This window comes from Amycolatopsis tolypomycina (assembly GCF_900105945.1).
Taxonomy (GTDB): Bacteria; Actinomycetota; Actinomycetes; order Mycobacteriales; family Pseudonocardiaceae; genus Amycolatopsis; species Amycolatopsis tolypomycina.
In genome coordinates this window covers 1,341,770-1,367,884 of sequence record NZ_FNSO01000004.1, presented here as the reverse complement: position 1 = coordinate 1,367,884, position 26,115 = coordinate 1,341,770, and the positions used below count along the sequence as shown (strand labels likewise).

32 protein-coding genes are annotated in these 26,115 nt (G+C 73.1%); 20 read left to right on the top strand and 12 right to left on the bottom strand.

Features of this window, described 5'->3' with window-relative positions; all coding sequences use genetic code 11:
* Positions 1–5 precede the first annotated feature (5 nt).
* Positions 6–473 carry an SRPBCC family protein gene (locus BLW76_RS17030; protein WP_091308298.1) on the bottom strand — a complete coding sequence of 156 codons (468 nt, stop codon included), beginning with the start codon at positions 471–473 and terminating at the stop codon, positions 6–8.
* Positions 470–790 carry an ArsR/SmtB family transcription factor gene (locus BLW76_RS17025; protein WP_091308296.1) on the bottom strand — a complete coding sequence of 107 codons (321 nt, stop codon included), beginning with the start codon at positions 788–790 and terminating at the stop codon, positions 470–472. The genes BLW76_RS17030 and BLW76_RS17025 overlap by 4 nt, the downstream gene beginning before the upstream one ends.
* A 144-nt stretch (positions 791–934) precedes the next feature.
* On the opposite strand from BLW76_RS17025, the gene rocD reads away from it, so the two are divergent.
* The 3 genes from rocD to BLW76_RS17010 all read left to right on the top strand — a co-directional run bounded on the left by rocD (position 935) and on the right by BLW76_RS17010 (position 5,089).
* Positions 935–2,155: an ornithine--oxo-acid transaminase gene (gene rocD / locus BLW76_RS17020; RefSeq protein ID WP_091308294.1), complete on the top strand. Its 1,221-nt coding sequence runs from the start codon at positions 935–937 to the stop codon at positions 2,153–2,155.
* Between the two features lie 200 nt (positions 2,156–2,355).
* Positions 2,356–3,714, top strand: coding sequence for a DUF2252 domain-containing protein (locus BLW76_RS17015; protein WP_091308291.1), 1,359 nt, complete (start codon positions 2,356–2,358; stop codon positions 3,712–3,714).
* 76 nt (positions 3,715–3,790) lie between these two features.
* Entirely contained in the window at positions 3,791–5,089 is a 1,299-nt protein-coding gene (locus tag BLW76_RS17010; protein ID WP_091308289.1) for a glycoside hydrolase 5 family protein, read from the top strand.
* Here the strand turns inward: BLW76_RS17010 and BLW76_RS17005 are convergent.
* Entirely contained in the window at positions 5,076–5,960 is an 885-nt protein-coding gene (locus BLW76_RS17005; RefSeq protein WP_091308286.1) for an FAD-dependent oxidoreductase, read from the bottom strand. The genes BLW76_RS17010 and BLW76_RS17005 overlap by 14 nt on opposite strands.
* 173 nt (positions 5,961–6,133) lie before the next feature.
* On the opposite strand from BLW76_RS17005, the gene BLW76_RS17000 reads away from it, so the two are divergent.
* Positions 6,134–6,700, top strand: a complete 567-nt coding sequence (locus BLW76_RS17000) for a phosphatase PAP2 family protein (protein ID WP_244170192.1) — start codon at positions 6,134–6,136, stop codon at positions 6,698–6,700.
* On the opposite strand, the gene BLW76_RS16995 is transcribed toward BLW76_RS17000, so the two are convergent.
* A complete protein-coding gene (locus tag BLW76_RS16995; protein ID WP_091308282.1) occupies positions 6,689–7,231 on the bottom strand; it encodes a hypothetical protein in 543 nt (180 codons plus the stop codon). The two genes, BLW76_RS17000 and BLW76_RS16995, sit on opposite strands and share 12 nt — an antisense overlap.
* Before the next feature lie 11 nt (positions 7,232–7,242).
* Positions 7,243–8,253, bottom strand: a complete 1,011-nt coding sequence (gene zapE / locus BLW76_RS16990; RefSeq protein WP_091308280.1) for a cell division protein ZapE — start codon at positions 8,251–8,253, stop codon at positions 7,243–7,245.
* An 89-nt stretch (positions 8,254–8,342) separates the two neighbouring features.
* Here zapE and BLW76_RS16985 point away from each other — a divergent pair, with 89 nt between their 5' ends.
* From BLW76_RS16985 to BLW76_RS16940, 10 genes are all read left to right on the top strand, one after another.
* The gene (locus BLW76_RS16985) at positions 8,343–9,083 is read left to right on the top strand and encodes a pyrimidine reductase family protein (protein ID WP_091308278.1); all 741 of its coding nucleotides are present in this window, start codon (positions 8,343–8,345) and stop codon (positions 9,081–9,083) included.
* On the top strand, positions 9,080–9,634 hold the full coding sequence (locus tag BLW76_RS16980; protein WP_091308277.1) for an RNA polymerase sigma factor: 555 nt from the start codon (positions 9,080–9,082) through the stop codon (positions 9,632–9,634). Before BLW76_RS16985 ends, BLW76_RS16980 begins: the two co-directional genes overlap by 4 nt.
* Positions 9,634–10,017, top strand: a complete 384-nt coding sequence (locus BLW76_RS16975) for a hypothetical protein (RefSeq protein ID WP_091308274.1) — start codon at positions 9,634–9,636, stop codon at positions 10,015–10,017. Before BLW76_RS16980 ends, BLW76_RS16975 begins: the two co-directional genes overlap by 1 nt.
* Positions 10,018–10,097: 80 nt before the next feature.
* On the top strand, positions 10,098–10,535 hold the full coding sequence (locus tag BLW76_RS16970) for an Asp23/Gls24 family envelope stress response protein (RefSeq protein ID WP_091308273.1): 438 nt from the start codon (positions 10,098–10,100) through the stop codon (positions 10,533–10,535).
* Positions 10,536–10,569: 34 nt separating this feature from the next.
* Positions 10,570–10,746, top strand: coding sequence for a hypothetical protein (locus BLW76_RS16965; protein ID WP_013224542.1), 177 nt, complete (start codon positions 10,570–10,572; stop codon positions 10,744–10,746).
* Positions 10,743–11,093: an Asp23/Gls24 family envelope stress response protein gene (locus BLW76_RS16960; protein ID WP_091308270.1), complete on the top strand. Its 351-nt coding sequence runs from the start codon at positions 10,743–10,745 to the stop codon at positions 11,091–11,093. Before BLW76_RS16965 ends, BLW76_RS16960 begins: the two co-directional genes overlap by 4 nt.
* Positions 11,094–11,095: 2 nt before the next feature.
* Positions 11,096–11,632 (top strand): DUF6286 domain-containing protein, encoded by a 537-nt coding sequence (locus BLW76_RS16955; RefSeq protein ID WP_091308269.1) that lies wholly within the window; start codon positions 11,096–11,098, stop codon positions 11,630–11,632.
* Positions 11,629–12,228: an alkaline shock response membrane anchor protein AmaP gene (locus BLW76_RS16950; RefSeq protein WP_091308266.1), complete on the top strand. Its 600-nt coding sequence runs from the start codon at positions 11,629–11,631 to the stop codon at positions 12,226–12,228. The genes BLW76_RS16955 and BLW76_RS16950 overlap by 4 nt, the downstream gene beginning before the upstream one ends.
* A 214-nt stretch (positions 12,229–12,442) precedes the next feature.
* On the top strand, positions 12,443–13,522 hold the full coding sequence (locus BLW76_RS16945) for an ATP-dependent DNA ligase (RefSeq protein WP_091319488.1): 1,080 nt from the start codon (positions 12,443–12,445) through the stop codon (positions 13,520–13,522).
* Between the two features lie 68 nt (positions 13,523–13,590).
* The gene (locus BLW76_RS16940) at positions 13,591–15,138 is read left to right on the top strand and encodes an alpha/beta hydrolase (protein WP_091308263.1); all 1,548 of its coding nucleotides are present in this window, start codon (positions 13,591–13,593) and stop codon (positions 15,136–15,138) included.
* A gap of 133 nt (positions 15,139–15,271) precedes the next feature.
* Here the strand turns inward: BLW76_RS16940 and BLW76_RS16935 are convergent, their stop codons facing one another.
* The 3 genes from BLW76_RS16935 to BLW76_RS16925 form a co-directional block, all read right to left on the bottom strand.
* A complete protein-coding gene (locus BLW76_RS16935; RefSeq protein ID WP_091308260.1) occupies positions 15,272–16,426 on the bottom strand; it encodes an RNA polymerase sigma factor in 1,155 nt (384 codons plus the stop codon).
* 35 nt (positions 16,427–16,461) lie between these two features.
* Positions 16,462–16,872, bottom strand: coding sequence for a YciI family protein (locus BLW76_RS16930; RefSeq protein ID WP_091308256.1), 411 nt, complete (start codon positions 16,870–16,872; stop codon positions 16,462–16,464).
* A gap of 97 nt (positions 16,873–16,969) precedes the next feature.
* Positions 16,970–17,212 (bottom strand): DUF2630 family protein, encoded by a 243-nt coding sequence (locus BLW76_RS16925; RefSeq protein WP_091308255.1) that lies wholly within the window; start codon positions 17,210–17,212, stop codon positions 16,970–16,972.
* An 85-nt stretch (positions 17,213–17,297) separates the two neighbouring features.
* Here BLW76_RS16925 and trxA point away from each other — a divergent pair, with 85 nt between their 5' ends.
* A complete protein-coding gene (gene trxA / locus BLW76_RS16920) occupies positions 17,298–17,669 on the top strand; it encodes a thioredoxin (protein WP_091308252.1) in 372 nt (123 codons plus the stop codon).
* Between the two features lie 55 nt (positions 17,670–17,724).
* On the opposite strand, the gene BLW76_RS16915 is transcribed toward trxA, so the two are convergent.
* The gene (locus BLW76_RS16915) at positions 17,725–18,654 is read right to left on the bottom strand and encodes a proline dehydrogenase family protein (protein WP_091319485.1); all 930 of its coding nucleotides are present in this window, start codon (positions 18,652–18,654) and stop codon (positions 17,725–17,727) included.
* A gap of 242 nt (positions 18,655–18,896) precedes the next feature.
* On the opposite strand from BLW76_RS16915, the gene BLW76_RS16910 reads away from it, so the two are divergent.
* Entirely contained in the window at positions 18,897–20,096 is a 1,200-nt protein-coding gene (locus BLW76_RS16910) for an IS110 family RNA-guided transposase (RefSeq protein ID WP_425266053.1), read from the top strand.
* A 21-nt stretch (positions 20,097–20,117) separates the two neighbouring features.
* Here the strand turns inward: BLW76_RS16910 and pruA are convergent, their stop codons facing one another.
* On the bottom strand, positions 20,118–21,746 hold the full coding sequence (pruA, locus tag BLW76_RS16905; RefSeq protein ID WP_091308249.1) for an L-glutamate gamma-semialdehyde dehydrogenase: 1,629 nt from the start codon (positions 21,744–21,746) through the stop codon (positions 20,118–20,120).
* Between the two features lie 89 nt (positions 21,747–21,835).
* Between pruA and BLW76_RS16900 the strand changes: the two genes are divergently transcribed.
* The 4 genes from BLW76_RS16900 to BLW76_RS49145 are packed head-to-tail and all read left to right on the top strand — an operon-like array spanning position 21,836 to position 24,738.
* Positions 21,836–23,407 (top strand): PucR family transcriptional regulator, encoded by a 1,572-nt coding sequence (locus tag BLW76_RS16900; RefSeq protein WP_091308246.1) that lies wholly within the window; start codon positions 21,836–21,838, stop codon positions 23,405–23,407.
* A gap of 19 nt (positions 23,408–23,426) precedes the next feature.
* Positions 23,427–24,083, top strand: coding sequence for a maleylpyruvate isomerase N-terminal domain-containing protein (locus BLW76_RS16895; protein ID WP_167384634.1), 657 nt, complete (start codon positions 23,427–23,429; stop codon positions 24,081–24,083).
* A complete protein-coding gene (locus tag BLW76_RS49150; RefSeq protein ID WP_208613313.1) occupies positions 24,080–24,301 on the top strand; it encodes a DEAD/DEAH box helicase family protein in 222 nt (73 codons plus the stop codon). Before BLW76_RS16895 ends, BLW76_RS49150 begins: the two co-directional genes overlap by 4 nt.
* Positions 24,274–24,738, top strand: coding sequence for a hypothetical protein (locus tag BLW76_RS49145; protein WP_208613312.1), 465 nt, complete (start codon positions 24,274–24,276; stop codon positions 24,736–24,738). The genes BLW76_RS49150 and BLW76_RS49145 overlap by 28 nt, the downstream gene beginning before the upstream one ends.
* Here BLW76_RS49145 and BLW76_RS16885 read toward each other — a convergent pair.
* On the bottom strand, positions 24,663–25,661 hold the full coding sequence (locus BLW76_RS16885; RefSeq protein WP_091308245.1) for an LLM class flavin-dependent oxidoreductase: 999 nt from the start codon (positions 25,659–25,661) through the stop codon (positions 24,663–24,665). The genes BLW76_RS49145 and BLW76_RS16885 overlap by 76 nt on opposite strands.
* 36 nt (positions 25,662–25,697) lie before the next feature.
* Entirely contained in the window at positions 25,698–26,090 is a 393-nt protein-coding gene (locus tag BLW76_RS16880) for a DUF6221 family protein (protein WP_091308242.1), read from the bottom strand.
* Positions 26,091–26,115: the final 25 nt, after the last annotated feature.

Genomic DNA, 26,115 nt, shown 5'->3' with positions numbered 1-26,115 from the left:
ACCGCTCAGGCGGCGGCTTTCTCGGCGAAGAGCTTCAGCAGGGCGCCGTGCCCGCCGTCACCCGAGACGCCTTCGCGGACCTTGGGCCCGGTTTCGCCGTGCCGCTCGAAGTCGCGGTGCTCCAGCTCGACGCGGGTGCTGCGCGGACCCTCTTCGATGAATCTGACCTCGATCTCGCTGGCGTACGCGGGATCGGGGTTGATCTTCCAGTCACCGTCGATCCGCCAGGACAGCACCACCCGGGCGGGCGGCTCCCAGACGAGCACCTCGCCCCACTGGCACTCGGCGCCGTCGACCGTGCGCTCGTACCAGCGGCCGCCGGGCTTCGGCTCGAGGACGGCTTCGGCGAGGTCGCCCGCGCCGATGTGGTGCTGCCGCGGCCACCAGCTGTCGAAGGCCTCGGTGTAGGTCTTGAACGCGTGCTCGCGCGAGCACGCGACGGTGACGCTCCTGCGGATCGGCTCGAGTGTCATGACTGCTCCTCTTCGGTGGATTCCGCCAGTTCGGCGAAGGCCTTCAGCGCGTCCGACCACATCCCGTCGAGGTAGGCGCGCAGGGCGGCGATCCCGGCCGGTTCGAGCCGGTAGAGCCGCTTGGTGCCGACGGCCCGGTCGGTGACCAGGCCGGCTTCCTTGAGCACCTTGAGGTGCTGGGACACGGCCGGGCGGCTGATCGGCAGGTCCGCGGCCAGCTCGCCGACCGCCCGCGGCCCGTCCCGCAGCGCCTCGAAGATCGCGCGGCGCGAAGGGTCGGCGAGGGCGGCCAGCTGGTCGCTTCCGTAAGTCGCCACGAACCGTAAGTTACGGCTTACCAATGTGGTCGTCAATGCTCGCGCAGCGTTTCGGGGGTGTTACCGTCATATTGCGCAACGAACAACGAGTGAAAGCAATGATTCCCGGCTGAACTCTGCGTCTTCTGGCCTTAACCTGAACGCATGACGACGTTCGCCGGCCGCGAGACCGCCGCCAGCTTCATCGAGCTCGACGAGCAGTGGAGCACGCACAACTACCACCCGCTGCCCGTCGTGATCGCCGAAGCCACCGGCGCCTCGGTGACCGACGTCGAGGGCAGGACCTACCTCGACTTCCTGTCCGGGTACTCGGCCCTGAACTTCGGCCACCGCCACCCGGACCTGGTCGCCGCCGCGGTCGAGCAGCTCGGCCGCGTCACGCTGACGTCGCGCGCGTTCCACCACGACCAGCTGGGGCTGTTCTGCCGCGAGCTGGCCGAGCTGACCGGCACCGAGCTGGTGCTGCCGATGAACTCCGGCGCCGAAGCCGTCGAGTCCGCGGTCAAGATCGCCCGCAAGTGGGCGCACCGGGTCAAGGGCGTCCCGGACGGCACCGCGGAGATCATCGTCGCCGGCTCGAACTTCCACGGCCGGACCACAACGATCGTGTCGTTCTCCACCGACGAAACCGCCCGCGCCGACTTCGGCCCGTTCACCCCGGGCTTCGTCACGGTGAAGTACGGCGACGCGGCCGCGCTGCGCGACGCGATCACCCCGCGCACGGCCGCGGTGCTGCTGGAGCCGGTGCAGGGCGAGGCCGGCGTGATCGTGCCGCCGGAGGGCTACTTCGCCGACGTCCGGCAGGCCTGTGACGAGCACGGCGTGCTGCTGATCGCCGACGAGATCCAGTCCGGGCTGGCCCGCACCGGCACGGTGCTGGCCCTGGACCACGAAGGCGTCCGCGCCGACATGTACACGCTGGGCAAGGCCCTCGGCGGCGGCATCCTGCCGGTGTCCGCGGTGGCCGGCCGCCGCGACGTGCTGGGCGTGCTGAAGCCGGGCGAGCACGGCTCGACCTTCGGCGGCAACCCCCTGGCCTGCGCGGTCGGGCGCGCGGTCGTGCGCCTGCTTTCGACGGGCGAGTTCCAGCAGCGGGCGACCGAGCTGGGCGCCCACCTGCACAGCCGGCTGAACGAGCTGGTCGGCCACGGCCTGTCGGAGGTCCGCGGCCGAGGCCTGTGGGCGGGCATCGACATCGCCCCCGGCGGCCCCTCGGGCCGGGCGGCGTCGGAGGCCCTGATGGCGCGGGGCGTGCTGTGCAAGGAGACGCACGAGCGCACCCTGCGGGTGGCCCCGCCGCTGGTGATCACCCGCGCGGAACTGGACCGCGGCATCGACGCGATCGCCGAGGTCATCCGCCCCTGAAACCACCCGGACGCCGCCGGGTGAGCCTCCCGCCCCGGCGGCGTCCGGGAGCACAACGTCCGGGTCACCGGCCCGGTCCGGCCGGTCGCCGATGCACTGAACGAGTCGTTCATGACGTCCGACGTCATGAACGACTCGTTCATGACGTCGGGACCCGGCGCGTCCGGGAGCACAACGTCCCCGCCGGACGTTGTGCCGGTATGGGATCAGGGGAATGGGCCGAACGGCCGCTGGTGGGCGCCGAGAGCGTGACACCGGCCGAGCTGTACGAACAGGGGAAGCGGCTCCGGGAAAAGACCCCCGCCGCGCTGCACGACCACGCGGCCGCGGGGAAGGACCGGCCGACGCCGCACGAGTACTTCGAGGCCACCGGCGCCGGGCGGCTGCCTGAGCTGGCCGAACTGCGGCGGGAACGGATGCGCACCTCGCCGTTCACCTTCTTCCGGGGCGCCGCCGGGCTGATGGGCGCCGATCTCGCGGGCACCCCCTCCTCCGGGGTCGCCGCGCAGCTCTGCGGTGATGCGCACGCCGCGAACTTCGGGCTCTACGGCACCCCCGAAGGCAAGATCGTGATGGACATCAACGACTTCGACGAGACGGTGCCGGGCCCGTGGGAGTGGGACCTCAAGCGGCTCACGGCCAGCCTCGTGCTCGCCGGCCGCGAGGGCGGCATCCGTGAGGCGGGCTGCCGCGAGGCCGCCGAAGACGCCGTGAAGTCCTACCGCCGGACGATCCGCGCGCTGGCCGAACTGCCGTTCCTGCGCAGCTGGAACGCCCTGCCGGACTCGTCCGTGCTGTCCAAAGCCCGCGCCGACGAGCTGATCGACGACTTCGCCGACGCGGCCGAAAAGGCCCGCAAGAACGACAGCGCCAAGGTTTCCGCGCGCTGGACCGAGCGCGTCGACGACCACGAGACCGGCCTCTCGCGCCACCGGTTCGTCGAAGACGCGCCCGTGCTGACCCACGTCGACGCGCCGGCCGCCGAGGCCGTCGCCGCCGGGCTGATGTCCTATGTGGACACCCTGCGCGAGTCGCGGCGGACGCTGATCGCCCGGTACCGGCTCGCCGACGTCGCCTTCCGGGTGGTCGGCACGGGCAGCGTGGGCCTGCGCAGCTACGTCGCCCTGCTGCACGGCAACGACGACGAAGACCTGATCCTGCAGGTGAAACAGGCCCAGCGCCCGGCCCTCGCGCCGTACCTCGACCTGCCGCCGGCCGCGCACGAAGGCCGCCGGATCGTCGACGGCGCCCGCCTGGTGCAGGCCGAGACGGACATCCTCCTCGGCTGGACCACGATCGGCGGCCTCCCGTTCATCGTCCGCCAGTTCCGCAATCTCAAGGGCGACATCAACCCCGCGGAACTGGCCAAGGACCACCTCGACGACTACGGCAGGCTGGCCGGGGCGCTGCTGGCCCGCGCCCACACGCGGTCGCTGCACCCCAAGCTGCTCGCGGGCTACTTCGCCGACGACTCGGAACTCGACGAGGCGATGGGTGCGTACGCCGTGCGGTATGCCGACCAAACGGAAGCCGATCATGCCGCCTTCTCCCGCAACTGACGGACAGATCGCCGGTCAACCCTGGAGATCGACTTCCCCGCCGTGCTAGATCTGCGCGATCAACCGAGGAGGCGGCGTGGCGGATCTCAAGCGGCGGTCGGTGCTCACGGGAGCGGTCGCGACGGCCCTGGTCGCCACGGCGGCACCCGCACTGGCGGCGCCCCCGCGGCGGGCGTTCCGGCTGGGCGTCAACTACACGCCGTCGACGCGCTGGTTCCACATGTGGGAGGACTGGCGCGAGGACGACCTGCGCCGCGACCTCGACGACATCGCCGCGCTCGGGCTCGACCACCTCCGGCTCATGCTGCTGTGGTCGGCCTTCCAGCCGGAACCCGCCCTGGTGAGCGGCGAGAAGCTCGACCGGCTGCACCGGTTCCTCGACCTCGCGGACGCGGCCGGGCTGGACGTCGAGGTCACCGTGTTCAACGGCCACATCTCGGCCCGCTACTGGACGCCGAACTGGCTGCAGACGAAGCCGAAGCCGGTCAACTGGTTCACCGACCCGGCGGCCCTGGACGCGCAGCGGACCCTGCTGACGGCGCTGGCCGAGCGGATCGGGCGGCACCCGCGTTTCCTGGGCTTCGACCTGTCGAACGAGCCGTACTACTACTGGGACGACTACGCCGGCCTGTTCGTCACCCAGGCCCAGGCCGACACGTGGGCCCGGACGCTGTGCGCCCACGCCGAGCAGGTGGCCCCCGGCAAGGAGCACACGGTCGGCTGCGACCGGGCACCGTGGGACAACGGCACGTACTTCACCCGGCCGGGGCTCGCGGACGCGGGCAACGTGGTGGCGATCCACCCGTGGACGTCGTTCTCCGGCACGCTCAAGACCGACCCGCTCGGCGCGGTCGCGACACACAACGCGGAGCGGCTGATCCAGGTGGCCCAGGCGTACGCGACGGACCCGGCGCGCCGCGTCTGGATCCAGGAAGACGGCGCGGCGCCGTCGATCCACTTCAGCGACGCGACCCGGGCCCAGTACGGCGAATGGCTGTCCCGCTCGATCCGCAACGCGGCCTCCTGCACGTCCACGCTCGGCTTCACCTGGTGGTGTTCGCACGACGTGCACCCGGCGCTGGTGCCGAACCTGAACCCGCTGGAGTACGACCTCGGGCTGTACACGAACGACCGCAGGCTGAAGCCCGCGGGCCAGGCGCTGAAGGCGCTGGTGGCCGAGTTCGACCGCACCCCGCCGGCCCCCCGGCCCCGCACGGCGGCGATCGTGGTCCCCGACCTCTTCCCGACGTGGGGCAACGACCGCTTCTTCAAGCTGGCGGCGGAGGGGAAGCAGGTCGCGTTCGTGCTGCAGAGCCGCGCCGCGGACACGAACTACCTGCGCGCCCGCGGCATCACGGAACTCATCCGGCTGTGACCAGCTCGGCGACGTCGGCCGCGCAGCCCCAGGCCAGCGTGATGCCCGCGCCTCCGTGCCCGTAGCAGTGCACGACGTCGCCCACCCGCTCCAGCCGCACCGCGCGCCGGGACGGGCGGAGCCCCACCACCGACCGCAGCACCTCCGCGTCCGCCAGGCGTGGCTCCAGTGCGCGGCAGCGGTGCAGGATGTCCGCCGTCACGGCCGGGTTCGGGTCGGTGTCCGCGCGGCCCGGCTCCTCCGTGCCGCCGCACACCACGTGGCTGCCGTGGGGGATCACGTACGTCACGCCCGGGCCCGTCTGGTCGACCACGAACTCCGGCAGGCCCGGGTCGGTCAGGTGCACGACCTGGCCGCCGACCGGGACCATCGAGCCGTCGCCCGCCAGCCGGCCCGCGCCGAGGCCGGCCGCGTTGACCACGACGTCGGCGTCGAGGCCCGACAACGACGTCAGGGGCCGGTACTCGATCCGCACGCCCAGGGCGCCGACCCGCGACAGCAGCCAGTCGAGGTACACCGGCGTGTCGACCACCGCCGTCGTGAACTCGACGCGGTCGCCGTCGCGGACCGCGTCGTCCACCGCCGGGAGCCACTGCGGGTCCGGCTCGCCCGCCGCCAGCAGGACCCGGCCGCGGCGGAACCGGACCCCCGGCGCGTCCTGCCCGCGGAACACCGCGAGGCTCGCGGCGGTCCACCGCACGACCCGCTCGTCCCCGCCCCGGCCGGGCGGGTACAGCACCCCACCGGCCACGGCCGACGTCGATTCCCCGGGCGGGGACGCCGCCACGACGGTGACGTCGTGCCCCGCCTCCACCAGCCGGTACGCGCTGCTCAGGCCCACGATCCCGGCCCCGGCGACTGTGACCCGCATCCGCTCCTCCAAGTCCGTCCCCCGCATCGTGACGCACCCTCGGCGGCCGCGCGTCCCGGGGCCCGGCTCGGCTGTCACCGACGTCATGAAAGAGTCGTTCATGACACCAGATGTCATGAACGACTCTTTCATGACGTTCGGACCCGCTGCCACGCCCGGCTACCCTCGCGCGGGTGAGGACGATCCGGGTGCCCGCCGCGGTCTGCGGCCTGCTCGCGCTGCTGCTGGGCCTGCCGTTCGCCGGCGGGACGGCGCCCGGCGCGCTCGACGCCGCCGCGGCCGGGGCCGTCGCGCACCTCGGCCCCGGGGTGGCGCGGGCGCTCGTCCTCCCCACGGAGCCGTACGTGGTGCTCGTGCTGGGCCTGCTCGGCGTCTTCCGCTGCCTGCGCGCCGGACGGCGGTGGGAGGCCGCGGTCGCGCTCGCCGCCCCGGTGCTGGCGATCCTGCTGACGGCCTGGCTGCTGAAACCGCTCTACGACCGCTGGAAGAACGACACCCTCGTCTACCCGAGCGGTCACACGGTGAGCCTGGCGGCGGTGCTGACCGTGCTCGTCCTCGTCACCCGCCGGGTGGTCGTGGTCGTGCTCGCCGCGGTGGCGCTGCTCGCCGCGGCCGCCGGGCTCGTCGGGATGGGCTACCACTACCTCACCGACGTCGTCGGCGGGACGTTGTTCGCCGTCTCGGTCGTGCTGTTCAGCTGGCCGGTACGGCGTCCCGTGCCGGCGCCGTCAGCCGGCTGAGCCCGGGCCCAGCCGCTCCTCGAGCCGGCGCCTCAGCGGCTCGTAGTCGTACCCGGGGAAGAGGTCGGGGAAGGTTTCCAGCATGGCCTGCAACCCTTCGACGACCCAGTCGAATTCGTCGTCCCGCAGCGAGACGTCGGTGAAGAGAAGCTGCCAGCCGCTCGTCCCCTTGGTCACTTGGAGAGCCGCGAGGTATCCGGCGTAGCCGATGTCCAGCTTCCGGTAGCCGGGCAGCTTGCGGTCGAAGTCGAACCACAGCTCGCCGTGGGCGGCGCCCGGTTCGACCCGGATCGCGGTGAGCCAGGCCGAACCCGTGCAGCTCAGGTCGGCCACCCGCAGCCCGGAGGAGAACCGCAGTTCCTCGGGCGAGGGGTCGTACCACAGGGGAGGCGGCGGAGCGGCGAGCGCCGCACGGATGTTCTGGACGAAGAACTCGCCGCCGAACAGCTCTTCCGGTGTCCCCCATGCGCTGCCGCGCAGCTCCTCCATGACCCGGCCCCAGGAGTGCTCGTAAGCCGTCGGCGCCGTCATGCGGCGTGAGCCTAGACCGCGTCCCGTGCCAGCGCCGTCAGCCGGCTGACCGCGCGCAGGTACTTCTTGCGGTAGCCGCCGTTCACCATCTCCTCGGTGAACAGCGACGACAGCGGCTCGCCCGACACGACCAGCGGGATGGCCCGGTCGTAGAGCCGGTCGGCGAACGCGACCAGGCGCAGCGCCACGTTCTGGTCCGGCGCCGGGTGGATGCCGCGCAGGTGCACGCGGGTGACGTCGTCGAGCAGCCGGCCGTAGCGCGACGGGTGCAGCGAAGCCAGGTGCTCGCACAGCGCGTCGAAGTCGTCCACTGTGGACCCTGCGTGCGCGGCGGCCGACGATTCCAGCTCCTCCGGCGTGACCGGCGGCGGCGCGTCCGGCAGGCCGCGGTGGCGGTAGTCCGGGCCGTCGACGCGGACCACGCCGAAGCGGGCCGACAGCGTCTGGATCTCGCGCAGGAAGTCCTCGGCGGCGAACCGGCCCTCGCCGAGCTTCTCCGGCAGCGTGTTCGACGTCGCCGCGACGAACACGCCCGCGTCCATCAGCTCCTGCAGCAGCCGGGTCACCAGCGTGGTGTCGCCCGGGTCGTCCAGCTCGAACTCGTCGATGGCCAGGATCCGGTGCTCCGACAGCCGCCGGACGGCCTCGGCGAAGCCCAGCGCGCCGACCAGGTGGGTCAGCTCGACGAACGTGCCGTACGCCTTGGGCGACGGCGCCGCGTGCCACGTCGAAGCGAGCAGGTGGGTCTTGCCGACGCCGAACCCGCCGTCGAGGTAGAGCCCCATCGGCCCGGCCGGCTCGGCGGAGCCGCCGAAGAGCCGGAAGCGCTTCTTCTCCTTGCGCGCCCCGACCTTGGCGGCGAACGCCGAGCACGCCTCGACCGCGGCGGCCTGGCTCGGCTCGTCCGGATTCGGGAGGTAGGTCTCGAACCGGACGGCGTCGAAGCGCGGCGGCGGCACCAGCGCGCCGATCAGCTCGTCGGCGGACAGCTCGGGGTGGCGGCCGGTCAGGTGCGCGGGCATGGTCGCAGAGCCTATCCGCGTCACCCGTGCCGGTGAGCGGGCATATGCCCCGGTAGAGACCTGATTCACGTCCGTGCTGGGATGATCACGTGCGGAGTGTGTGGCCCGAACCCACGGGCGAACTGACCGGTGCGGACCTCGAGCGGATCTACGCCTACCCCGAGGACCTGGACCGGCCCTGGGTGCAGGTCAACTTCGTCGCGTCCGCGGACGGCGCCGTCGAGATCGACACCACGTCCGCGGGGCTGTCGCACGCCGCCGACCGCCGGGTCTTCCTGCTCGGCCGCGACCTCGCCGACGTCGTGCTGGTGGGTGCGGGGACCGTCCGCGCCGAGAACTACCGCGGGGTCGTCCCGGGCGCGAACCGCCTGGAGCGCCGTCGCCGTCTCGGGTTCACCGGGGTCCCGCCGATCGCCGTCGTGACGCGCACCGCGGAGCTGGACCCCGCGTCCCGGCTGTTCACCGAGACCGCCGTCGCCCCGATCGTGGTCACCACGGACACCGCCGACACGCGCGCGCTCGAAGCCGCCGGGGCGGAGGTGCTGCGGGCCGGCGCGGACGACGTCGACCTGCCGCGCGCCCTCGAGCTGCTGGCCGCCCGCGGCCTGCGCCGCATCGCCTGCGAAGGCGGGCCCGGCCTGTTCGCCCGGCTCGTCACCGCCGACCGCGTCGACCAGCTGTGCCTGACCGTCGCGCCGCTGCTGGTGGCCGGGACCGCGGGCCGGATCGCCGCGGGCGCCGCCCCCGCCGTGCCGCGCCGGCTCGCCCTCGCGTCGATCCTCGTCGAGGACGGCTTCACGTTCCTGCGCTACCGCCGGGACGCCGGGTGAGCGACGACGCCGAGCTGCTCACCCGGGCCGCGGGCGGCGACGAGACGGCGTTCGGCGCGCTGGTGCGGGCGCACACGCCCCGGATGTACCGGGTCGCGCTGCGGATCACCGGCAGCGCGGCCGAGGCCGAGGACGTCGTGCAGGACGCGTGGCTGGCCGCGTGGCGGTCGCTGGCCGGGTTCCGGCAGGAGTCGGCGGTGTCGACGTGGCTCTACCGCGTCGTCACCAACAGCGCGCTCGCCGTGCTGCGCCGCCACCGCCCCACGGTCTCGCTCGACGACCCCGTCCCGCAGTCCACTGTGGACAGCGCGTTGCTCGCCGCGGCGGTGCCCGGGCCCGAAGGCCGGGTCGTGCGGGCCGAGGAGGTCGACGCCGTGCTGCGGGCGGTCGGCAGGCTGGAGGTGTCCCAGCGGGTGCCGCTCGTGCTGCGCGAACTGGAGGGGCTGAGCTACGAAGAGGTCGCCGAAGTGCTCGACGTGAACGTCGGTGCCTTGCGTTCCCGGCTGCACCGGGCCAGGGTGGCGCTGCTCGCCGAGTTGAGGGAGCGGTGATGGCCGAGACCGAGGATCCCGAGTCCGACCCCCGCTGGGACGCGGTGCGCCGGGCGGCCGCGCACCGGGTGCCGACCCCGCCCGGCCTGGTCGAACGCGTCCTGCGGGCGGTCGCGCACGGCCGCCGGACCGGCGGCACCGACAGCATCGGCCACGTCGTCGACCGGCTGGCCCGGACGATCCCGGCCGACGGCCTGCGGGTGTCGGCCGTCGCGGTCGAGGACGACGTCGTGCAGGTGCTCGTGTCGGTCCGGTTCGGCGTCGTGGCCGACGAAGCCGCCGAGGCGTTCCGGCGGGAGCTCACCGCCGGGCTGGCCCGGCAGCTGGGCGTCGCCTGGACGGTGAACGTGCACGTCGTGGACGTCCACCCCGGCCGGGATTAACCCGATCGGGGGACATTGCGTGAGGGTTGTGCGCCCGAGGGCATCGTAAGGGCGTGAACAGCCGAGAGGAGCCCGCACGCATGCACCCGGAACGGACCGAAAGCCCGGGCACGGTCACCCCGCTCAACGAAGAGGGCGCGGCCGGCCGCACCACGATCTCCTCGCTGGTCGTGCAGAAGGTGGCCGGCCTGGCCACCCGCGAGGTCGCCGGCATCCACACGCTGGGCGGCGGTGGCGTGTCGCGCGCGATCGGCGCGCTGCGCGAACGCATCCCCGGCTCCGGCACGGTCACCACGACCGGCGTGTCGGTGGAGGTCGGCGAGAAGCAGACGGCGATCGACCTCGACGTGGTCGTCGAGTACGGCGCCCGCATCACCGACGTCGCCCGCGCGGTGCGGCGCAACGTGATCACGGCGGTCGAGCAGATCACCGGGCTCGAGGTGATCGAGGTGAACATCGCGGTCAACGACATCTTCCTGCCGGGCGAGGAAGAACCCGAATCCACGCGCGTGGAATGAGCGCCGGCCTTCCGTCCTAGTCCAAGGAGGACATGTGAACGCAACGCAGACCGGGCTGCTGGCCGGGCTGATCCTCGGCCTCGCCGCCACCCAGGGCTTCACCGCGTTCCTGGTGACCCTCGCCGTCGGCATCATCGGCCTGGTCGCCGGCCGCGTCCTCGACGGCGAACTCGACCTCGGCGAGCTGTTCGGCAAGGGCCGCGACAAGTGAGCCCGGCCCTCGACGTGCCGCGGCAGCTCGCCGAACCGGCCGAGCGCGGCACCCTCACCATCGGGCACGCGGTGGTCCGCAAGGTCGCGCAGCACGCGGCCGGCCAGGTCGCCGGCACCGCCCGCGAGGGCAAGAAGGCACCGAAGGCCAAAGTCGGCGGTCAGGACAACGACGTCGACCTCGCCCTCGACCTGGCCCTGCACTACCCGGCGGCGGTCCGCGCGGTCGTCGGCGATGTGCGGGCAAGGGTGGCCGAAGAGGTCGAGGGCATCACCGGCTACCGCGTGCGGAGCCTGGCCGTGACGGTGTCCGCGCTGGTGCCGGACTCGGCCTCGAGGGTGCGGTAGCCGTGCGCCCGTTCGTCCGCATCCTCGCCACGCTGCTCGGCCTGGCCTTCGCGGCGGCCGGGGCGCTGCTCGCCCTGGAGGTCGGCTGGCACTGGTGGCGCCCTGGTTCGGCGCCGCTGCTGGTGCCGTGGCCGCGCTGGCAGGCCGAGCTGGCGTCGCTGGGCTGGGACGCCCCCGCGGTGCGCATCGCGGCCGGTGTGCTGGCCGCCGCGGGCCTGGTCCTGGTGGGCTGCGCGCTCGCCGCGGGCAACCGCGCGGTGCGGCTGACCGATCCGGCCGGTGAGGTGAGCGTCTCGACGTCACCGCGGTCGCTGGCCCGGCTGGTCGGGCTGACCGTGCGGGCGCAGGACAACGTCGCGGGCGCGTCGGTCACCGCGAGCGCCCGCCGCATCCGCGTCCGCGCGAAGAGCACCCTCGAGACCGAGGGCGAGCTGCGGCCGCGCCTGCTGGCGACGGTGTCGGCGCTGCTCGACGAGATCCCGCTGGTGCGGCGGCCGAAGGTGACGGTCGTCGTCGACTCGCCGAAGGACCGCCGATGAGCAAGACGGCCGCCGTCAAGGCCCTTTCCCGGTCCTACACCGGCGAACGCACCCTGACGTTCCTGATCGGCCTGCTGGCGTTCGCCGGCGGCACGCTGGCCCTGGTCGTCGGCCTCGGCGGCCTCGGCGAATTCCGCGGCCGCCGTCCCCTGCTGGACCCGATCGCGCTGGCGTGGCTCGGTTCGCACGCGACGCCGGCCCGCATCGCCGCGATCGTCCTCGGGGTGCTGCTGTTCGTGCTCGGGCTGCGGTGGGCCCTGCGCGCGCTGCGCCCGGAACCGCGCCCGGACCTGGACCTCGACCGCACGGAGGGAGCGGAGCTGGTGGTGACGGCGGCCGCGATCGCCGGCGCGGTCCAGGCCGACGCGGAGCAGCTCGACGGCGTCAGCCGCGCCCGGGTCCGCGCGGTCGGCTCGCGCACGTCTCCGGCGTTGCGCATCACGCTGTGGCTGCACGAAGGCACGGACCTGAAGGCGGTGTGGGCGGACCTCGACACGCGGGTCCTGACCAGGGCGCGCGAGTCGCTCGGCCTGGACTCGCTGCCGGCCGCGGTCCGCATGGAGCTCGACACGGCACCGGCGAAACGCGTGCGCTGAGCCCACCCCGGCCGTGTCGACCCCGCAATCACGCGTGTCGACCCGCCAATCACACGAGCCGACCGCCCAGACACGCGAACCGACCCTCTGGGCACGCCGACCGAGCGCCCGGGCACGCCGGCCGCCCCCCTGGACACGCCGCCCGCGCATGGAGCTCGACACGGCACCGGCGAAACGCGTGCGCTGAGCCGGGGTTTTCCGCAGAATGCGGGGCATGCCCCTACCGCTGCGGCCGCCACTGAAGCCGATGCTCTCCAAGTCCGCCAAAGCCATCCCGGACTCCGGCGGCCTGCTCTTCGAACCCAAGTGGGACGGCTTCCGCTGCATCGTCTTCCGCGACGGCGACGAGCTGTACCTGCAGTCGCGCGCCGAAAAACCGCTCAACCGGTACTTCCCGGAGACCGTCGCGCGGCTGCTCGACATCCTGCCGCCGCGGGTGGTGCTCGACGGGGAGCTCGTCGTCGCGCGCGGCGGGCGGCTCGACTTCGACGCCCTCACCGAACGCATCCACCCCGCCGAAAGCCGGATCACGCTGCTGGCCGCCGAACAGCCCGCGGAGTTCGTCGCCTTCGACGTCCTGGCCCTCGACGACCGGTCCCTGCTCGACGAGCCGACGTCCGTGCGCCGGGAACGCCTGACGGAACTGGCAGGCGACCGCTTCCCGCTCACCCCCGCCACCACCGACCCGGAGACCGCGCGGCACTGGTTCGAGCTGTTCGAAGGCGCCGGCCTCGACGGCGTCATCGGCAAGCCCCTCGACGAGCCCTACACCCCCGGCAAGCGCGTCATGGTCAAGTACAAGCACCTGCGCACCGCGGACTGCGTGCTCGCCGGCCTGCGCTGGCACGTCGACGGCGGGCCCGGCGAGCTCGTCGGGTCCTTCCTGCTCGGCCTGCACGACGAAACGGGCGTGCTGCACCACGTCGGCACCGTCGGGTCGTTCCCCAAGGACCGCCGCCGCGAGCTCGCCGCCGAACTGGCGCCGCTGGTCACCGACGGCGAAGACCACCCGTGGGGCGGCCGGGCCACCGGGGAGGCCCAGCGCATCCCCGGCGGCATCACCCGCTGGCGGGGCACCGAGCACGAATGGGTGCCGCTGCGGCCCGAGCGCGTCGTCGAGGTCGCCTACGAGAACACCGAAGGCGGGATGCCGTCGCGGTTCCGGCACAACGCGCGGTTCGTGCGGTGGCGGCCCGACCGCGAGCCCGCGTCGTGCGACTACAGCCAGCTCGACGAGCCGGCCTGCTACGACCTCGACGCCGTCTTCCGCGGCCAGGTGGTGCGGACCCGCTAACCCGCGTCCCACACCGGCCGTGCGAAGCTCGGCCTGCCCGATGATCGACCAGACGTGAGGACACGCCCGTGCGCCGCCGCCGTACCCGTCTCCTGGCCGCGCTGCTCGCCGTGACCGCCGCCGCGGGCTGCGCCGCGGGGCCGTCGGTCCGCCCGGCGCTGGTCGAGAACGACGGCAAGACGGCCACCCCCGGCCCGGCCAAGACGCCCGGCGTCCCGCTGCCGCCGCTGGGCGAGCCGCAGTCGCCGACGCTGAAGTGGGCCGACTGCGACGACGACACCCGCCAGCGCATCGGCACCCCCGGCGTGCCGGACGGCCTGCACTTCACCTGCGCCCGCGTCACCGCGCCGCTCGACGCCCCCGGCGAGCCGCGGCGCTCGCTGGTCCGGCTGCTGGCGCTCAAGGTCGGCACCGGGCCGGTGCCGCTGGTCGTGGTCAACGACGTCGACGGCGATCCGGGCACCGTGTACGCCGCGCGGCTGGCCGCGACGCTGCCGCCCGCGTTCCTGGAGAAGTTCTCGCTGATCGGCCTGGACCGCCGCGGCACCGGGCTCTCCGGCGCGGCCCAGTGCGTCCCGGCCGACATCCGGCACGACCTCATCGACGCCGACCCGGCGCAGGGCGGCCTCGGCGACGTGCTGGACGCCGCCCGCAAGGCCGGCCAGCAGTGCGCCATCGAGCTGGACGACTCCCAGACCGCGCTGGACAGCTGGCGCGGCGCGGGCGACCTCGACGAGCTCCGCAAGCAGCTGGGCGCCGACCGGCTGAACGCGCTCGGCCACGGCGACGGCTCGAAGGTGCTGGCCGAGTACGCCGTGCGCTACCCCGGCCAGGTCGGGCGCATGGTCCTCGACGGCGTGCCCGACCCGGGCGCCGACACGGCCGCGGTCCTCGACGCCGTCGCCGCCGGCGCGCAGTCCACATTGGACGCCTTCGCCGCCGACTGCGCGGCGCGGCGCTGCGCCCTCGGCGACCCGAAGGCGGCGCTGACCGCGCTCACCGACCAGCTCCGGAGCACTCCGCCGACGGGCGGCGACGGGACCGCCTTCGGCCCGGGCGTCGCGATGTTCGCCGTCTACACGGGACTCGCGCAGCGCTCGCGGTGGCCCGAACTGGCCGACGCGATCACCGCGGCCCGCGCCGGCAACACCGGTCCCCTCGCCGTGTTCGCCGCGCCCGTGCTGCAGGATTCGCGGGCCCAGCCGTCGCGGATCGACGCCACGATCGCGACCCGCTGCAACGACAGCCAGACCCGGCTCTCCGCCGACCAGCTCGACCAGGTCGTGGCCGGCATGCGCGGCAAGTACCCCCAGTTCGGCGCGGTCGTCGCCCAGCAGCTGGCCTGGTGCGGCCCGTGGCCGGTGCGCACCGAGCCGCTGCCCGCGCCGGGCGCGCCCGGCGCCCCGCCGATCCTGGTCGCGGCGACGGCGACGGACCCGGTCACGCCCGGTGTCGGCAGCACCCGCGCGGCCGACCAGATGCCGTCCGCGGTCACCATCACCTGGCAGGGCGCGGGCCACGGCGCCCTCGGCGCCTCCCCCTGCGTCACCGACGCGGCCCGCGCCTTCCTCGTCGACGGCAAGATCCCCGCCGACGGCACCCTCTGCCCCGCCTGACCCCGTAACCCGCGTGACCAGACCCGTAACTCGCGTGTTCAGAGCCGGATCTCGCGTGATTGGAGCCGTAACTCGCGAGTTACGGCTCCAATCACGTGAGTTCCGGGCCCAATCACGCGAGTTACGGGCTTGATCACGCGGGATCCGGGTTGTGGCGGGTGTTGAGGCGGGCGGCCTGGCGGGTGAGGTGGTCGACCTCGGCAAGGCTCGTGGCCTTGGCCGCGGCCTCGGCGTACAGCTTTGCCGCCGTCTCCAGGTCGCCGTCGCGCTCGTGGAGGTACGCCGACGCCGCCGTGTAGCGCGGGACGGCGGCGTCGACCTCCGCGAGCGCCGCCAGGCCCGCGCGCGGGCCGTCCGCCTCGCCGACGGCCACCGCGCGGTTGAGCCGCACGACGGGGCTGCCGGTCAGGCGCACCAGCTCGTCGTACCACTCGACGATCTGGACCCAGTCGGTCTCCGCGGCGTCCCGCGCGTCGGCGTGCAGGGCCGCGATGGCGGCCTGGGCCTGGAACTCGCCCAGCCGGTCGCGGGACAGCGCCCGCTGCAGGACCGCCACGCCCTCGGCGATCAACGCGGTGTCCCAGCGGGACCGGTCCTGCTCGGCCAGCGGGACCAGGGCTCCGCTCTCGGTCGTCCGGGAGGCCCGCCGGGCGTGGTGCAGCAGCATCAGGGCGAGCAGCCCGGCCACCTCCGGGTGGTCGATCGCCGCCGCGAGCTGCCGGGTGAGCCGGACGGCCTCGGCGGCGAGGTCGACGTCGCCGGAGTAGCCCTCGTTGAAGACCAGGTACAGCACGCGCAGCACGGTCGCGACGTCGCCGGGCCGGTCGAACCGCACCCCCGACACGGTCCGCTTGGCGCGGCTGATGCGCTGCGCCATGGTCGCCTCGGGCACCAGGTACGCCTGCGCGATCTGCCGCGTGGTCAGCCCGCCGACGGCCCGCAGCGTGAGCGCGACCGCCGACGACGGCGTCAGCGACGGGTGCGCGCACAGGAAGTACAGCTGGAGCGTGTCGTCCACGGCCGCCGCGGGCCCGGGCGCGACTTCGGTGTCGACGACGTCCTCGCGCCGCCGGCGGGCGGCGTCCGCCCGGGTCGCGTCGAGGAACTTGCGCCACGCGACGGTGACCAGCCAGCCCTTGGCGTCCCGTGGCGGATCGGCCGGCCAGACGCGCAGCGCCTCGACCAGCGCCTCCTGGACGGCGTCCTCGGCCGCCGCGAATTCGGCTCCGCGGCGGACGAGGACGGCCAGGACGCCCGGGGTGAGGCTGCGGAGCAGGGTCTCGTCCACGGCTCAGCCGATCCCCGTGCCCACGACGTCCCCCGTCATTCCGTGATGGTCGGCGGCGCGGCCAGGAACGGGCGCAGCTCGAGCCACTCGTGGATCGGCTCCCCCTTCGGGCCGGGCGCGGCCGACAGCTCCGCGGCCAGCTGGAGGGCCCGCTCGTAGCTGTCGACGTCGATCACCGTCCAGCCGGCGATGAGGTCCTTGGTCTCGGGGAAGGGGCCGTCGGTGACCGGCGGCCTGCCCTCGCCGTCGTAGCGGACGAACGTCCCCTCCGGGGCGAGTGCCTGGTGCTCGACGAACTCGCCGGTCGCGACGAGCTTTTCCCCGAAGTCCCGCATGTACTGGATGTGCGCCGCGACCTCCTCCGGCGTCCACTGGTCGATGCTCGTGTCGCAGTTGGCCGGGGCCGGCGCGCCGCGGTAGTGCTTGAGCAACAGGTACTTCGCCATCGTGGTGCTCCCTCGGTGTCGGACGGCCCATTCTGGCCGCTGCCACCCCGGGGACGGAGCCGGTCGGACGTTCTCGACATCGCGCCGAGAAGTTTTTTCACTGGCGGTAGGACTCCACCTCGGACACCGGGCGCGCGGCGGCGTCGTCCGGGTTCTCGTGGAACTCCGCCTTGGCGCGCCGCTGCCGCAGCAGGTCCCAGCACTGGTCGAGCTGCTGCTCGACCGCGGTGAGCCGGTCCTTGTCGCCGCCGCTGAGCCCCACGCCGACCGAGCGCGACCGGAGCTCGTGCTCCTCCGCGATCAGCTCGTCGATCCGGCCCAGGATCTCGCCGTCGGCCATCTGTTCCTCCTCTGACAGGGTGCGCTCACCCAGACGCTACCCCGGCCCCGGGAATTCCCGCCGGGCTCGCGTCGTTGACCAGGGCATGAGCACCGTTGAGCTGACCGCCGAGAACTTCGACCAGACGCTGACCGACAACGACTTCGTCCTGATCGACTTCTGGGCGAGCTGGTGCGGACCGTGCCGCCAGTTCGCGCCGGTCTACGAGAAGGCCTCCGAAAAGCACGAAGACATCGTCTTCGCGAGCGTCGACACCGAAGCGCAGCAGCAGCTCGCCGCCGCCTTCGACGTCCGCTCGATCCCGACGCTGGCCATCATCCGGGACAAGACGCTGATCTACGCCCAGCCCGGCGCGCTCCCCGAGCCTGCCCTCGAAGAGCTCATCAAGCAGGCTCGCGAGGTCGACATGGCCGAGGTCAAGCGCAAGGCCGCCGAAGCCGAGGCCGAACAGGCCTGACCACCACCACACGACGAAGGCCGCCCCAGCTCGGCGGGGCGGCCTTCGTCGTGTCTCAGGAACGGGTGGCGAGCCCGCGCAGGAAGAACGCCAGGTTCGCCGGCCGCTCGGCCAGCCGCCGCATGAAGTAGCCGTACCACTCGTCGCCGTACGGCACGTAGACACGCATGCGCGCGCCCGACGCCGCGATCCGCGCCTGCTCCTCCGGCCGGATGCCGTAGAGCATCTGGAACTCGTGGTCGTCGTCGGTCCGGCCGTGCTCCTCGGCCAGCGCGGCGGCGATCTCGATCATCCGCGGGTCGTGCGAGGCCACCATCGGGTAGCCCTCGCCCGCCATCAGGACGCGCAGGCAGCGGACGTAGGACTTGTCCACTTCGGACTTCTCTTGGAACGCCACCGACTCCGGCTCGGCGTAGGCGCCCTTGCACAGCCGGACCCGGGAGCCCGGCCCGGCCAGCTCACGGCAGTCCTGCTCGGTGCGCCGCAGGTAGGCCTGCAGCACCGCGCCCACCCACGGGTACTCGCCGCGCAGCTCGCGCAGGATGCCGAGCGTCGAGTCCGTGGTGGTGTGGTCCTCCATGTCGAGTGTCACGGTCGCCCCGACCGCGTCGGCCGCCGCGCAGATCTTCCGCGCGTTCTCGAGGGCGACGTCCTCGCCGTTCGACGGCAGGAACTGCCCGACCGCCGAGAGCTTCACCGACACGTCGGCGCCCTCGGCGAGTCCTTCCGCGGCCAGCGCGGTCAGCACGGCTTCGTAGGCCGCCACGGTCGCCGCCGCCTGGGCGGCGTCGGCGGTGTCCTCGCCCAGGTGGTCGAGGGTGATCCGGCGCCCGTCGGCGGCCAGTTCCCTGGCCACGCGGACGGCGTCGGCGGTCTCGGACCCGGCGACGAACCGGCGCACCACGGAGCGCGTGGCGGGCACGGCCTCGACCAGCGCCCGGATGCGCTTCGACCGGGCGGCGGCGAGCAGCGGGGCACGCAACATGACGGTCTCCATAAGATTGTTGGTGTTCAGGACGGGATGTTCTGGATGCCCAGGGCGATGGGGTGTGGCTGATGACGGCTTGCCTCGTGTGGTGGCTTCGAAGGAGTGGCCGCCCCGTCGTTCTGGACGCCCTGGCCGCTGATTGAAATCTGCGCTCGGTCGCTGTTTATGGAGCTGTCGGCGGGTCGTCCACCGGGCTGAGCTGCGAAGACGGGAGGACAGGCTGCGTGGCAGTGCACAAGATGTGGGTCGGGATCGACGTCGGCAAAGGCTTCCACCACGCCTGCGCGGTGGACGAGACCGGCAAGATCGTGTTCTCCCGGAAGGTCGCCAACAGCCAAGCCGCGATCGAGCAGCTGATCACCCGCACCACCGCGAAAGCCGCGGAGGTGGTGTGGGCGGTCGACATGACCTCCGGTGCGGCGAGCCTGCTGATCACGCTGCTGCTGGCCACCGGCCAGCCGGTGGTGTCGGTGCCGGGCCGGTTGGTCAACCGGATGGCCGGCGCGTTCGCCGGTGAAGGCAAAACCGACGCGCGTGACGCCCGCACCATCGCCGAAACCGCCCGCCTGCGTAGCGATCTCGCCCCGATCACCAGCCCCGACGCGGTCGTCACCGATCTGCAGGTGCTCACCGCGCGCCGCGAGGACCTGATGGCCGACTGGGTGCGCGGGGTCAACCGGATCCGGGAACTGCTGGCCTCGATTTTTCCCGCGCTGGAACGGGCGTTCGACTACTCCACCCGCTCGGCGCTGGTGCTGCTCACCGGGTTCCAGACCCCGGCCGGCATCCGCGCGGCCGAAGCGACTGGCCTGTCGGCCTATCTGGCCGAGCATGGTGCGTGGACCAAGGGCATTCCGGCCATGGTGGACAAGGCCCTCGCCGCGGCAGCGGAGCAAACCGTGGCCCTGCCGGGAGAATCGGTGACCGCACCGTTGATCGCCCGGCTGGCCCGGCAGCTGCTGGAACTGGACCGGGAAATCAAAGACCTGGACAAGCAGCTCGGTGCACGGTTCGCCGAGCACCCCGACGCCGGGCCCATCACCAGCCTCGACGGATTCGGCCCCATCCTGGGGGCCCAGCTGCTCGCCGGGACCGGCGGCGACCTGCAGGCCGCGTTCCGCAGTTCCGCGCATCTGGCCGCCTACGCGGGTCTCGCGCCGGTGCCCCGCGATTCCGGGCGGATACGGGGCAACCTGCACCGGGCGAAGCGCTACCACCGCGGCCTGCGCCGGGTGTTCTACCTGGCCGCCCTGTCGGCCATCAAACGCCCCGACGGTCCCTCTCGGGCTTTCTACCTGCGCAAACGCGGCGAAGGGAAACGGCACACCCAAGCCCTGATCGCCTTGGCCCGCCGCCTGGTCGACGTCATCTGGGCGTTGCTGCGCGACGGCCGCGAGTTCCATCCCTCACCACCGCTCACGGCCACAGCCGCCGCTTGACACGATCATTGAAACTCCCTCTCAGCCCTGGTGCGGGTAACGCACGCTGGTCGGCGGCACGAAGGTCTCCTTGACCGAGCGCGGGCTCGTCCAGCGGAGCAGGTTGAAGATCGAACCGGCCTTGTCGTTGGTGCCCGAGGCCCGCGCGCCGCCGAACGGCTGCTGGCCGACGACGGCACCGGTCGGCTTGTCGTTGACGTAGAAGTTGCCCGCGGAGAACTTCAGCGCCTCCGACGCCTTCGCCACGGCGCTGCGGTCGTTGGCGATCACCGCGCCGGTCAGCGCGTACGCGGCGGAGGAGTCGATCAGCTTCAGGACGTCGTCGAAGCCGCCGTCCTCGTAGACGTAGACCGACAGGATCGGGCCGAAGTACTCGGTCGAGAAGATCTCGTGCTTCGGGTTGTCCGAGACGAGGATCGTCGGCTGCACGAAGTAGCCGACGCTGTCGTCGGCGGTGCCGCCGGTGAGCACCTCGACGGAGGCATCCTCGCGCACGCGGTCGAACAGGTCGGAGTGCTTCGTGAACGCGCGCTGGTCGATCACCGCGCCGCCGAAGTGGGACAGGTCGGTGACGTCGCCGTAGGTCAGCGCCTCGGTCTCGGCGACCAGGCCGTCCTTCAGCTCGTTCCAGACGCTGCGCGGGATGTACGCCCGCGAAGCGGCGGAGCACTTCTGGCCCTGGTACTCGAACGCGCCGCGGACCAGGGCGGTGCGCAGGACGTCGACGTCGGCGGAGGCGTGCGCGAGCACGAAGTCCTTGCCGCCGGTCTCGCCGACCAGGCGCGGGTAGCCGCGGTAGCCCGCGATGTTCGCGCCGACCGTGCCCCACAGGTGCTGGAAGGTCGCGGTCGAGCCGGTGAAGTGGATGCCGGCCAGGTCGCGGTGGGTCAGGGCGACCTCGGAGACCGCCTTGCCGTCGCCCGGCAGCAGGTTGATCACGCCCGGCGGCATCCCGGCTTCTTCGAGCAGCCGCATGGTCAGGTGCGCGGCGAACGACTGCGTCGGCGACGGCTTCCACAGCACGGTGTTGCCCATCAGCGCGGGCGCGGTGGGCAGGTTGCCGGCGATCGCGGTGAAGTTGAACGGCGTGATCGCGTAGACGAAACCCTCGAGGGGCCGGTGCTCCATCCGGTTCCACACGCCCGGCGAGCTGATCGGCTGCTCGGCGAGGATGCGGCGGCCGAACTCGACGTTGAAGCGCCAGAAGTCGGCGAGCTCGCAGGCGGAGTCGATCTCGGCCTGGGTCGCGGTCTTGGACTGGCCGAGCATGGTGGCGGCGTTGAGCGTGGCGCGCCACTTGCCGGTGAGCAGGTCGGCGGCGCGCAGCAGGATCGCGGCGCGGTCGTCGTAGGACAGCGCACGCCACTCCGGGGCGGCCTGCGCGGCGGCCGCGATGGCGTCGGCCGCGTCCTGCTGGGTGGCGCTGTGGATGGTGCCGAGGACGTGCTTGTGGTTGTGCGGCTGGACGACGTCGATCTTCTCGCCGCCGCCGGGGCGCTGCTCGCCGCCGATGGTGACGGTCAGGTCGACCGGTTCCGCCTGGCCCAGCCGCTGGAGCGCACCCTCGAGTTCGGCGCGCTCAGCGCTGCCCGGCGCGTAGGTGAGCACCGGCTCGTTCGTCGGGGCGGGGGTCTGGGTCACGGCGTCCACGGCGGCTCCTCTGCTCTGTAGTCCTGATGCCCCGAACGGTAACTCCGGACACACTCGGGCGGCTTGTCCGAACGGCTAAAATCGCTCGCATGGCTTTGGCCGATCAAACAACCTCCCTGCGCCACGTCCTCGCGACGCTGGGCGAGCCGCTCGTCGAGGTCGTCGTGGCGCCGCACGGCCTCGGTGTCGGCGTCACCGACGTGGTGATCCTCGACCCCGAGGACCCCTTGGAGGCCTCCCCCGGCGACCTGGTGCTGGTGATCGGCGCCCGCGGCCGGGCGGCGGCCCCGGCGATCCGCGCGGCCGGGCGTGGCGGCGCGGCCGCGGTCGCGGTCAAGGGCGCAACCGGCGCCGACGTCGCCGCCGACGCGGGCGTCGCACTGCTGACGGTCGGGGCGGAGGCCCGCTGGGAGCAGGTGGAGGCGCTGGCCCGCGGGGTCGTCGAGGCGGCGCGCGCGGGCGGCGAAGCGGCCAGCGGCGAGGTGCTCGGCGACCTGTTCGCGCTGGCCCAGACGATCGCGACGCTCACCGGCGGCCTGGTCAGCATCGAGGACACGGCGAACCGCGTGCTCGCGTATTCGCGGGCGGGCGACGAGGTCGACGAGCTGCGGCGGCTGTCGATCCTCGGCCGCGAAGGGCCGGAGCGCTACCTCGCGATGCTCCGCGAATGGGGCGTCTACCAGCGGCTTCGCGCGGGCGAAGGGATCGTCCGGATCGACGAGCGGCCCGAGCTGGGCATCCGCCGCCGCATCGCCGCCGGCATCCACGCGGGCAAGCAGCCCCTCGGCACGATCTGGGTCCAGGAGGGCGCCCAGCCGCTCACCGAACGGGCCGAGACGGCGCTGCTCGGGGCGAGCCGCACGCTCGCCCCGCAGCTGATCCGCGCGCGCACGCTGCCGAGCCCGGAGCTGCGGCTGCGCGAAGACCTCCTGGCCAGCCTGCTGGAGGGCAGGCTCGACGCCGAGTCCGTCGCCGACGACATCGGCGCGGACCCCGCGCGGCCGGCGCAGGTACTGGCGTTCTCGCTGGAGCGCTCGGACAACCGGCAGCTGCGGCGGGCAGAACTGGTGCACCTGATCGCCGTCCACACGGCGGCCTACCGGCGCAGCGCGCTGGTGAGCGTGATCGGCGGCCGCGTCTACGCGCTGCTGCCGGACCTGCCCGAGCACTCCGACGCGGCGGTGCTGGCGCTCGCCCGCGAGATCACCGCGACGGCTCGCCGTCACCTCGACGTCCCGGTCCGCGCGGCCCTCGGCGGCGTCGTGCCCCGCCTCTCGGAGGCGGCGGCCTCCCGCGGCGACGCCGACCGCGTCCTCGCGGCGATGACGCGCGGGCATTGGGCCGCCGACGTCGCCTCGCTGGCCGACGTCCGCGCGGAGGTGCTGCTGTCGGAGGTGCTGGCCTTCCTGGGCTCCCAGCCCCGGATCCGCGACCCGCGGCTGGTGGTGCTCGCGGAGCACGACGCCGAGCACGGCGGCATCCTGGTCCCGGCGGTGCTGGCCTGGTTGAACGCGTTCGGCGACGTCCGCGCGGCGGCCCGGGTGCTCAACATCCACCCGAACACGGTGCGGTACCGCGTCCGCCGCGCGGCCGAAGTGTCCGGAGTGGACTTCGACGACCCGGCGCAGCGGCTGCTGACTCAGCTGCAGCTGAGGTTGTGACCCTGCTAGCTTCGCGCGCGTGGATCTCTTTTCGCGCACGTGGGCGGCGTTGTGTGCCGCCGTCGCCGCCCTTCCCCCCTCGGCGTTTTCCCAGCCCTCGGGGTGTCGCGGGTGGCTGGTCCGGGACCTGGTCTGCCACCTGGTGATCGACGCGCAGGACGTGCTGATCACCCTGGCCACCCCGGCATCGACGGCGGTGACGCACGACGCGATCACGTACTGGGCGGTGTCAGCCACCCCACCGACGGGCGAAGACCCGCTGTCGGCGCTGATCGTCCGCCTGGCGGCGGCGTACGAAGACCCGGCGCTGCTGCAGTTCCACCTCGACGACGTGGGCTCGGCGGCGGGCCGCGCGGCGGACCTGGCGGACCCGGGCATGCGCGTGTCGACGCAGGAAATGGTGCTGACAGCGGGCGACTACCTGTCGGCGTACGTGCTGGAGTGGACGTTGCACCACCTGGACCTGGTGGCGCACGTGCCGTCGGTGGCCGGCCCGCCGGCGGAGGGCCTGGCCCGGACCCGGGCGATGGTGGAGCGGATCGCGGGGGCGGAGTTCCCGCCGTCGTGGCCGGATGCGGACGTGCTGCTGGTGGCGACGGGCCGGCGGGCGCCGACGGAGGCGGAGGAGACCGCACTGGGCGACCTGGCCGCGCGGCTGCCGCTGGTCCTCGGGTGATCGTCTGGCTGAACGGCACGTTCGGCGCGGGCAAGACGACGACCGCGGCCGAACTGGCGCGCCTGCTGGGTGCCCGCACGTTCGACACGGAGTTCGTCGGCTACCTGCTGCGCACGGCGTTTCCCGAGCACGGAGGCGACTTCCAGCCCTGCCGCTGTGGCGGCCGCTGGTCGTCGAGAACACCGCGCGGGTGCACGAACACGCCGGCCCGCTGGTGATCCCGCAGACCGTCCTGGTCGAGGCGTACGCGCGGGAGATCTTCGACGGCCTGGCCGGCCGCGGCGTCCCGGTCGCGCACTTCGTGGTGCACGCGGGGCCGGCCGAACTGCGCCGCCGGATCGAGGAGTCGGCCGACACCCTCGCCCGGCAGTGGCGGCTCGACCACGTCGACCGCTACGCCGAGGCCCTGCCGTGGCTGCGCCGGTCGGGAACACTCGTGCCGACGGAAGGGAAGACGCCGGCCGAGGTGGCGCGGGACATCGCCGGACGGGTCCGGTCGCGGCTCGAGGCCGACCCGGCGGTCACCGAAAACCGGGCCACCGCAATACCTCCGCCAATTCCCGACGCGATATCCGGATATCAGGAAACGGGCTCACGCAGTTCGGCCAATCGGGCCAGCGCGGCGAAGGAATCGAACCGCGCGGATTGGTCGTAGGCCGCCGTCGTGGCGAGGATTTCGTCCGCGCCGGTGACTTCGACCAACCGGCCCAGCCGGTCCGCCACCTCCGCCGGCGTCCCGGAAACCTGCCCGGCCAAGGTCTCCTCGAGCCGCCCGCGCTCGCGGTCGGTCATCGGTGCCGCGAGGATCTCGGCGGGCGGGTCCAGGGGCGGGAAGACGCCGTGGGAGCGCGAGTACACCGTCGCCCAGGCCTCCGAAACCAGCAGGCGCCGCGCGTCCGCCGCCGAGTCCGCCACGGCGATCGCCGTCGACACCACCACGTACGGCTCGCGCGCCCACGCCGACGGCCGGAAGCCGTCGCGGTAGCGCGTCACGGCGTCGACCAGGGCGGCTTCGCCTCGCACCGGGGCGATCACCAGCGGCAGCCCGAGTTCCGCGGCGAGGTCCGCGCCGGATCCCGTGGCCAGCAGGAACGGCGGCACGCGCAACCCCTCGGCCGGATAGGCGTGCACGCCCGGGTACGCGTGCGAGCCGGTGAAGAACCCGAGCAGTTCGCGCACCTGCGCGCCGAAGTCGTCGGCGGCCTCCTTGCCCTGCCCCAGCGCCGATCGGACGCCGCCGGTGAAGCCGACCGAGCGGCCGAGACCCATGTCGATGCGCCCGGGGTGAAGCGCTTCCAGGACGCCGAACTGCTCGGCCACGACCAGCGGGCGGTGGTTCGGCAGCATCACGCCCCCGGTGCCGACGCGGATCCGGCTCGTCGCCCCCGCGACGGCGGCGGCCAGCACGGTCGGCGCGGACCCGGCGACCCCGGGCACGCCGTGGTGTTCGGAAACCCAGAACCGGTGGTAGCCCAGCCGTTCGATCCCGCCGGCGAAGGCGACGGTGTCCCGCAGTGCCTGCGCGGGCCCGCGATCCCGCCGCACGGGCGAGCGGTCGAGCACGGAAAACAGCGTCACGCAGGCTACAACGCCCGGCGTGCGGCGGGATTCCCGTCAGGGACGCCAGCGCTCGCTGTACTCCGGGTGGTCGGCGTACGGCAGGGCCAGCAGGCGCAGCGTGAGGCACCAGTTGGAGCCGGCCTCGTCGGCGGGCACGTGGCAGGTTTCACACCAGTATTCGCTGCCGTAGAGCGGAAAACCGGGCACCTTCTCCGAGACGGTGGTGCGGTGGGCGAGCAGGATCCGCCGGGCCGCCTCGATCTCGTTGATCATCTGGTTGACCACGTCGAGCTCGAGATCGGTGAGCCCGCGGATCTTCTGCTCCACGGCAACCTTCGTCTCGCCGCGGTTCATGGCCTCGCCGGCCTTGGCCTTGTTGACGGCCTGCATGATCAACGCCTGCCGCGCGCCCACGCGCGCCGCGAGGAAAGCGATCAGGTCGTCCACGAACGGCCTCCTTCCTCGAACCCGC

What these genes read in the sequence shown, in the direction of transcription:
- BLW76_RS17030 (WP_091308298.1), bottom strand. Translation starts at nt 473, where the DNA reads ATGACACTCGAGCCGATCCGCAGGAGCGTCACCGTCGCGTGCTCGCGC.
- rocD (WP_091308294.1), top strand. Translation starts at nt 935, where the DNA reads ATGACGACGTTCGCCGGCCGCGAGACCGCCGCCAGCTTCATCGAGCTC.
- BLW76_RS17015 (WP_091308291.1), top strand. Translation starts at nt 2,356, where the DNA reads ATGGGATCAGGGGAATGGGCCGAACGGCCGCTGGTGGGCGCCGAGAGC.
- BLW76_RS17005 (WP_091308286.1), bottom strand. Translation starts at nt 5,960, where the DNA reads ATGCGGGTCACAGTCGCCGGGGCCGGGATCGTGGGCCTGAGCAGCGCG.
- BLW76_RS16995 (WP_091308282.1), bottom strand. Translation starts at nt 7,231, where the DNA reads ATGACGGCGCCGACGGCTTACGAGCACTCCTGGGGCCGGGTCATGGAG.
- zapE (WP_091308280.1), bottom strand. Translation starts at nt 8,253, where the DNA reads ATGCCCGCGCACCTGACCGGCCGCCACCCCGAGCTGTCCGCCGACGAG.
- BLW76_RS16975 (WP_091308274.1), top strand. Translation starts at nt 9,634, where the DNA reads ATGGCCGAGACCGAGGATCCCGAGTCCGACCCCCGCTGGGACGCGGTG.
- BLW76_RS16970 (WP_091308273.1), top strand. Translation starts at nt 10,098, where the DNA reads ATGCACCCGGAACGGACCGAAAGCCCGGGCACGGTCACCCCGCTCAAC.
- BLW76_RS16950 (WP_091308266.1), top strand. Translation starts at nt 11,629, where the DNA reads ATGAGCAAGACGGCCGCCGTCAAGGCCCTTTCCCGGTCCTACACCGGC.
- BLW76_RS16945 (WP_091319488.1), top strand. Translation starts at nt 12,443, where the DNA reads ATGCCCCTACCGCTGCGGCCGCCACTGAAGCCGATGCTCTCCAAGTCC.
- BLW76_RS16930 (WP_091308256.1), bottom strand. Translation starts at nt 16,872, where the DNA reads ATGGCGAAGTACCTGTTGCTCAAGCACTACCGCGGCGCGCCGGCCCCG.
- BLW76_RS16925 (WP_091308255.1), bottom strand. Translation starts at nt 17,212, where the DNA reads ATGGCCGACGGCGAGATCCTGGGCCGGATCGACGAGCTGATCGCGGAG.
- trxA (WP_091308252.1), top strand. Translation starts at nt 17,298, where the DNA reads ATGAGCACCGTTGAGCTGACCGCCGAGAACTTCGACCAGACGCTGACC.
- BLW76_RS16915 (WP_091319485.1), bottom strand. Translation starts at nt 18,654, where the DNA reads ATGTTGCGTGCCCCGCTGCTCGCCGCCGCCCGGTCGAAGCGCATCCGG.
- BLW76_RS16910 (WP_425266053.1), top strand. Translation starts at nt 18,897, where the DNA reads ATGTGGGTCGGGATCGACGTCGGCAAAGGCTTCCACCACGCCTGCGCG.
- BLW76_RS16900 (WP_091308246.1), top strand. Translation starts at nt 21,836, where the DNA reads ATGGCTTTGGCCGATCAAACAACCTCCCTGCGCCACGTCCTCGCGACG.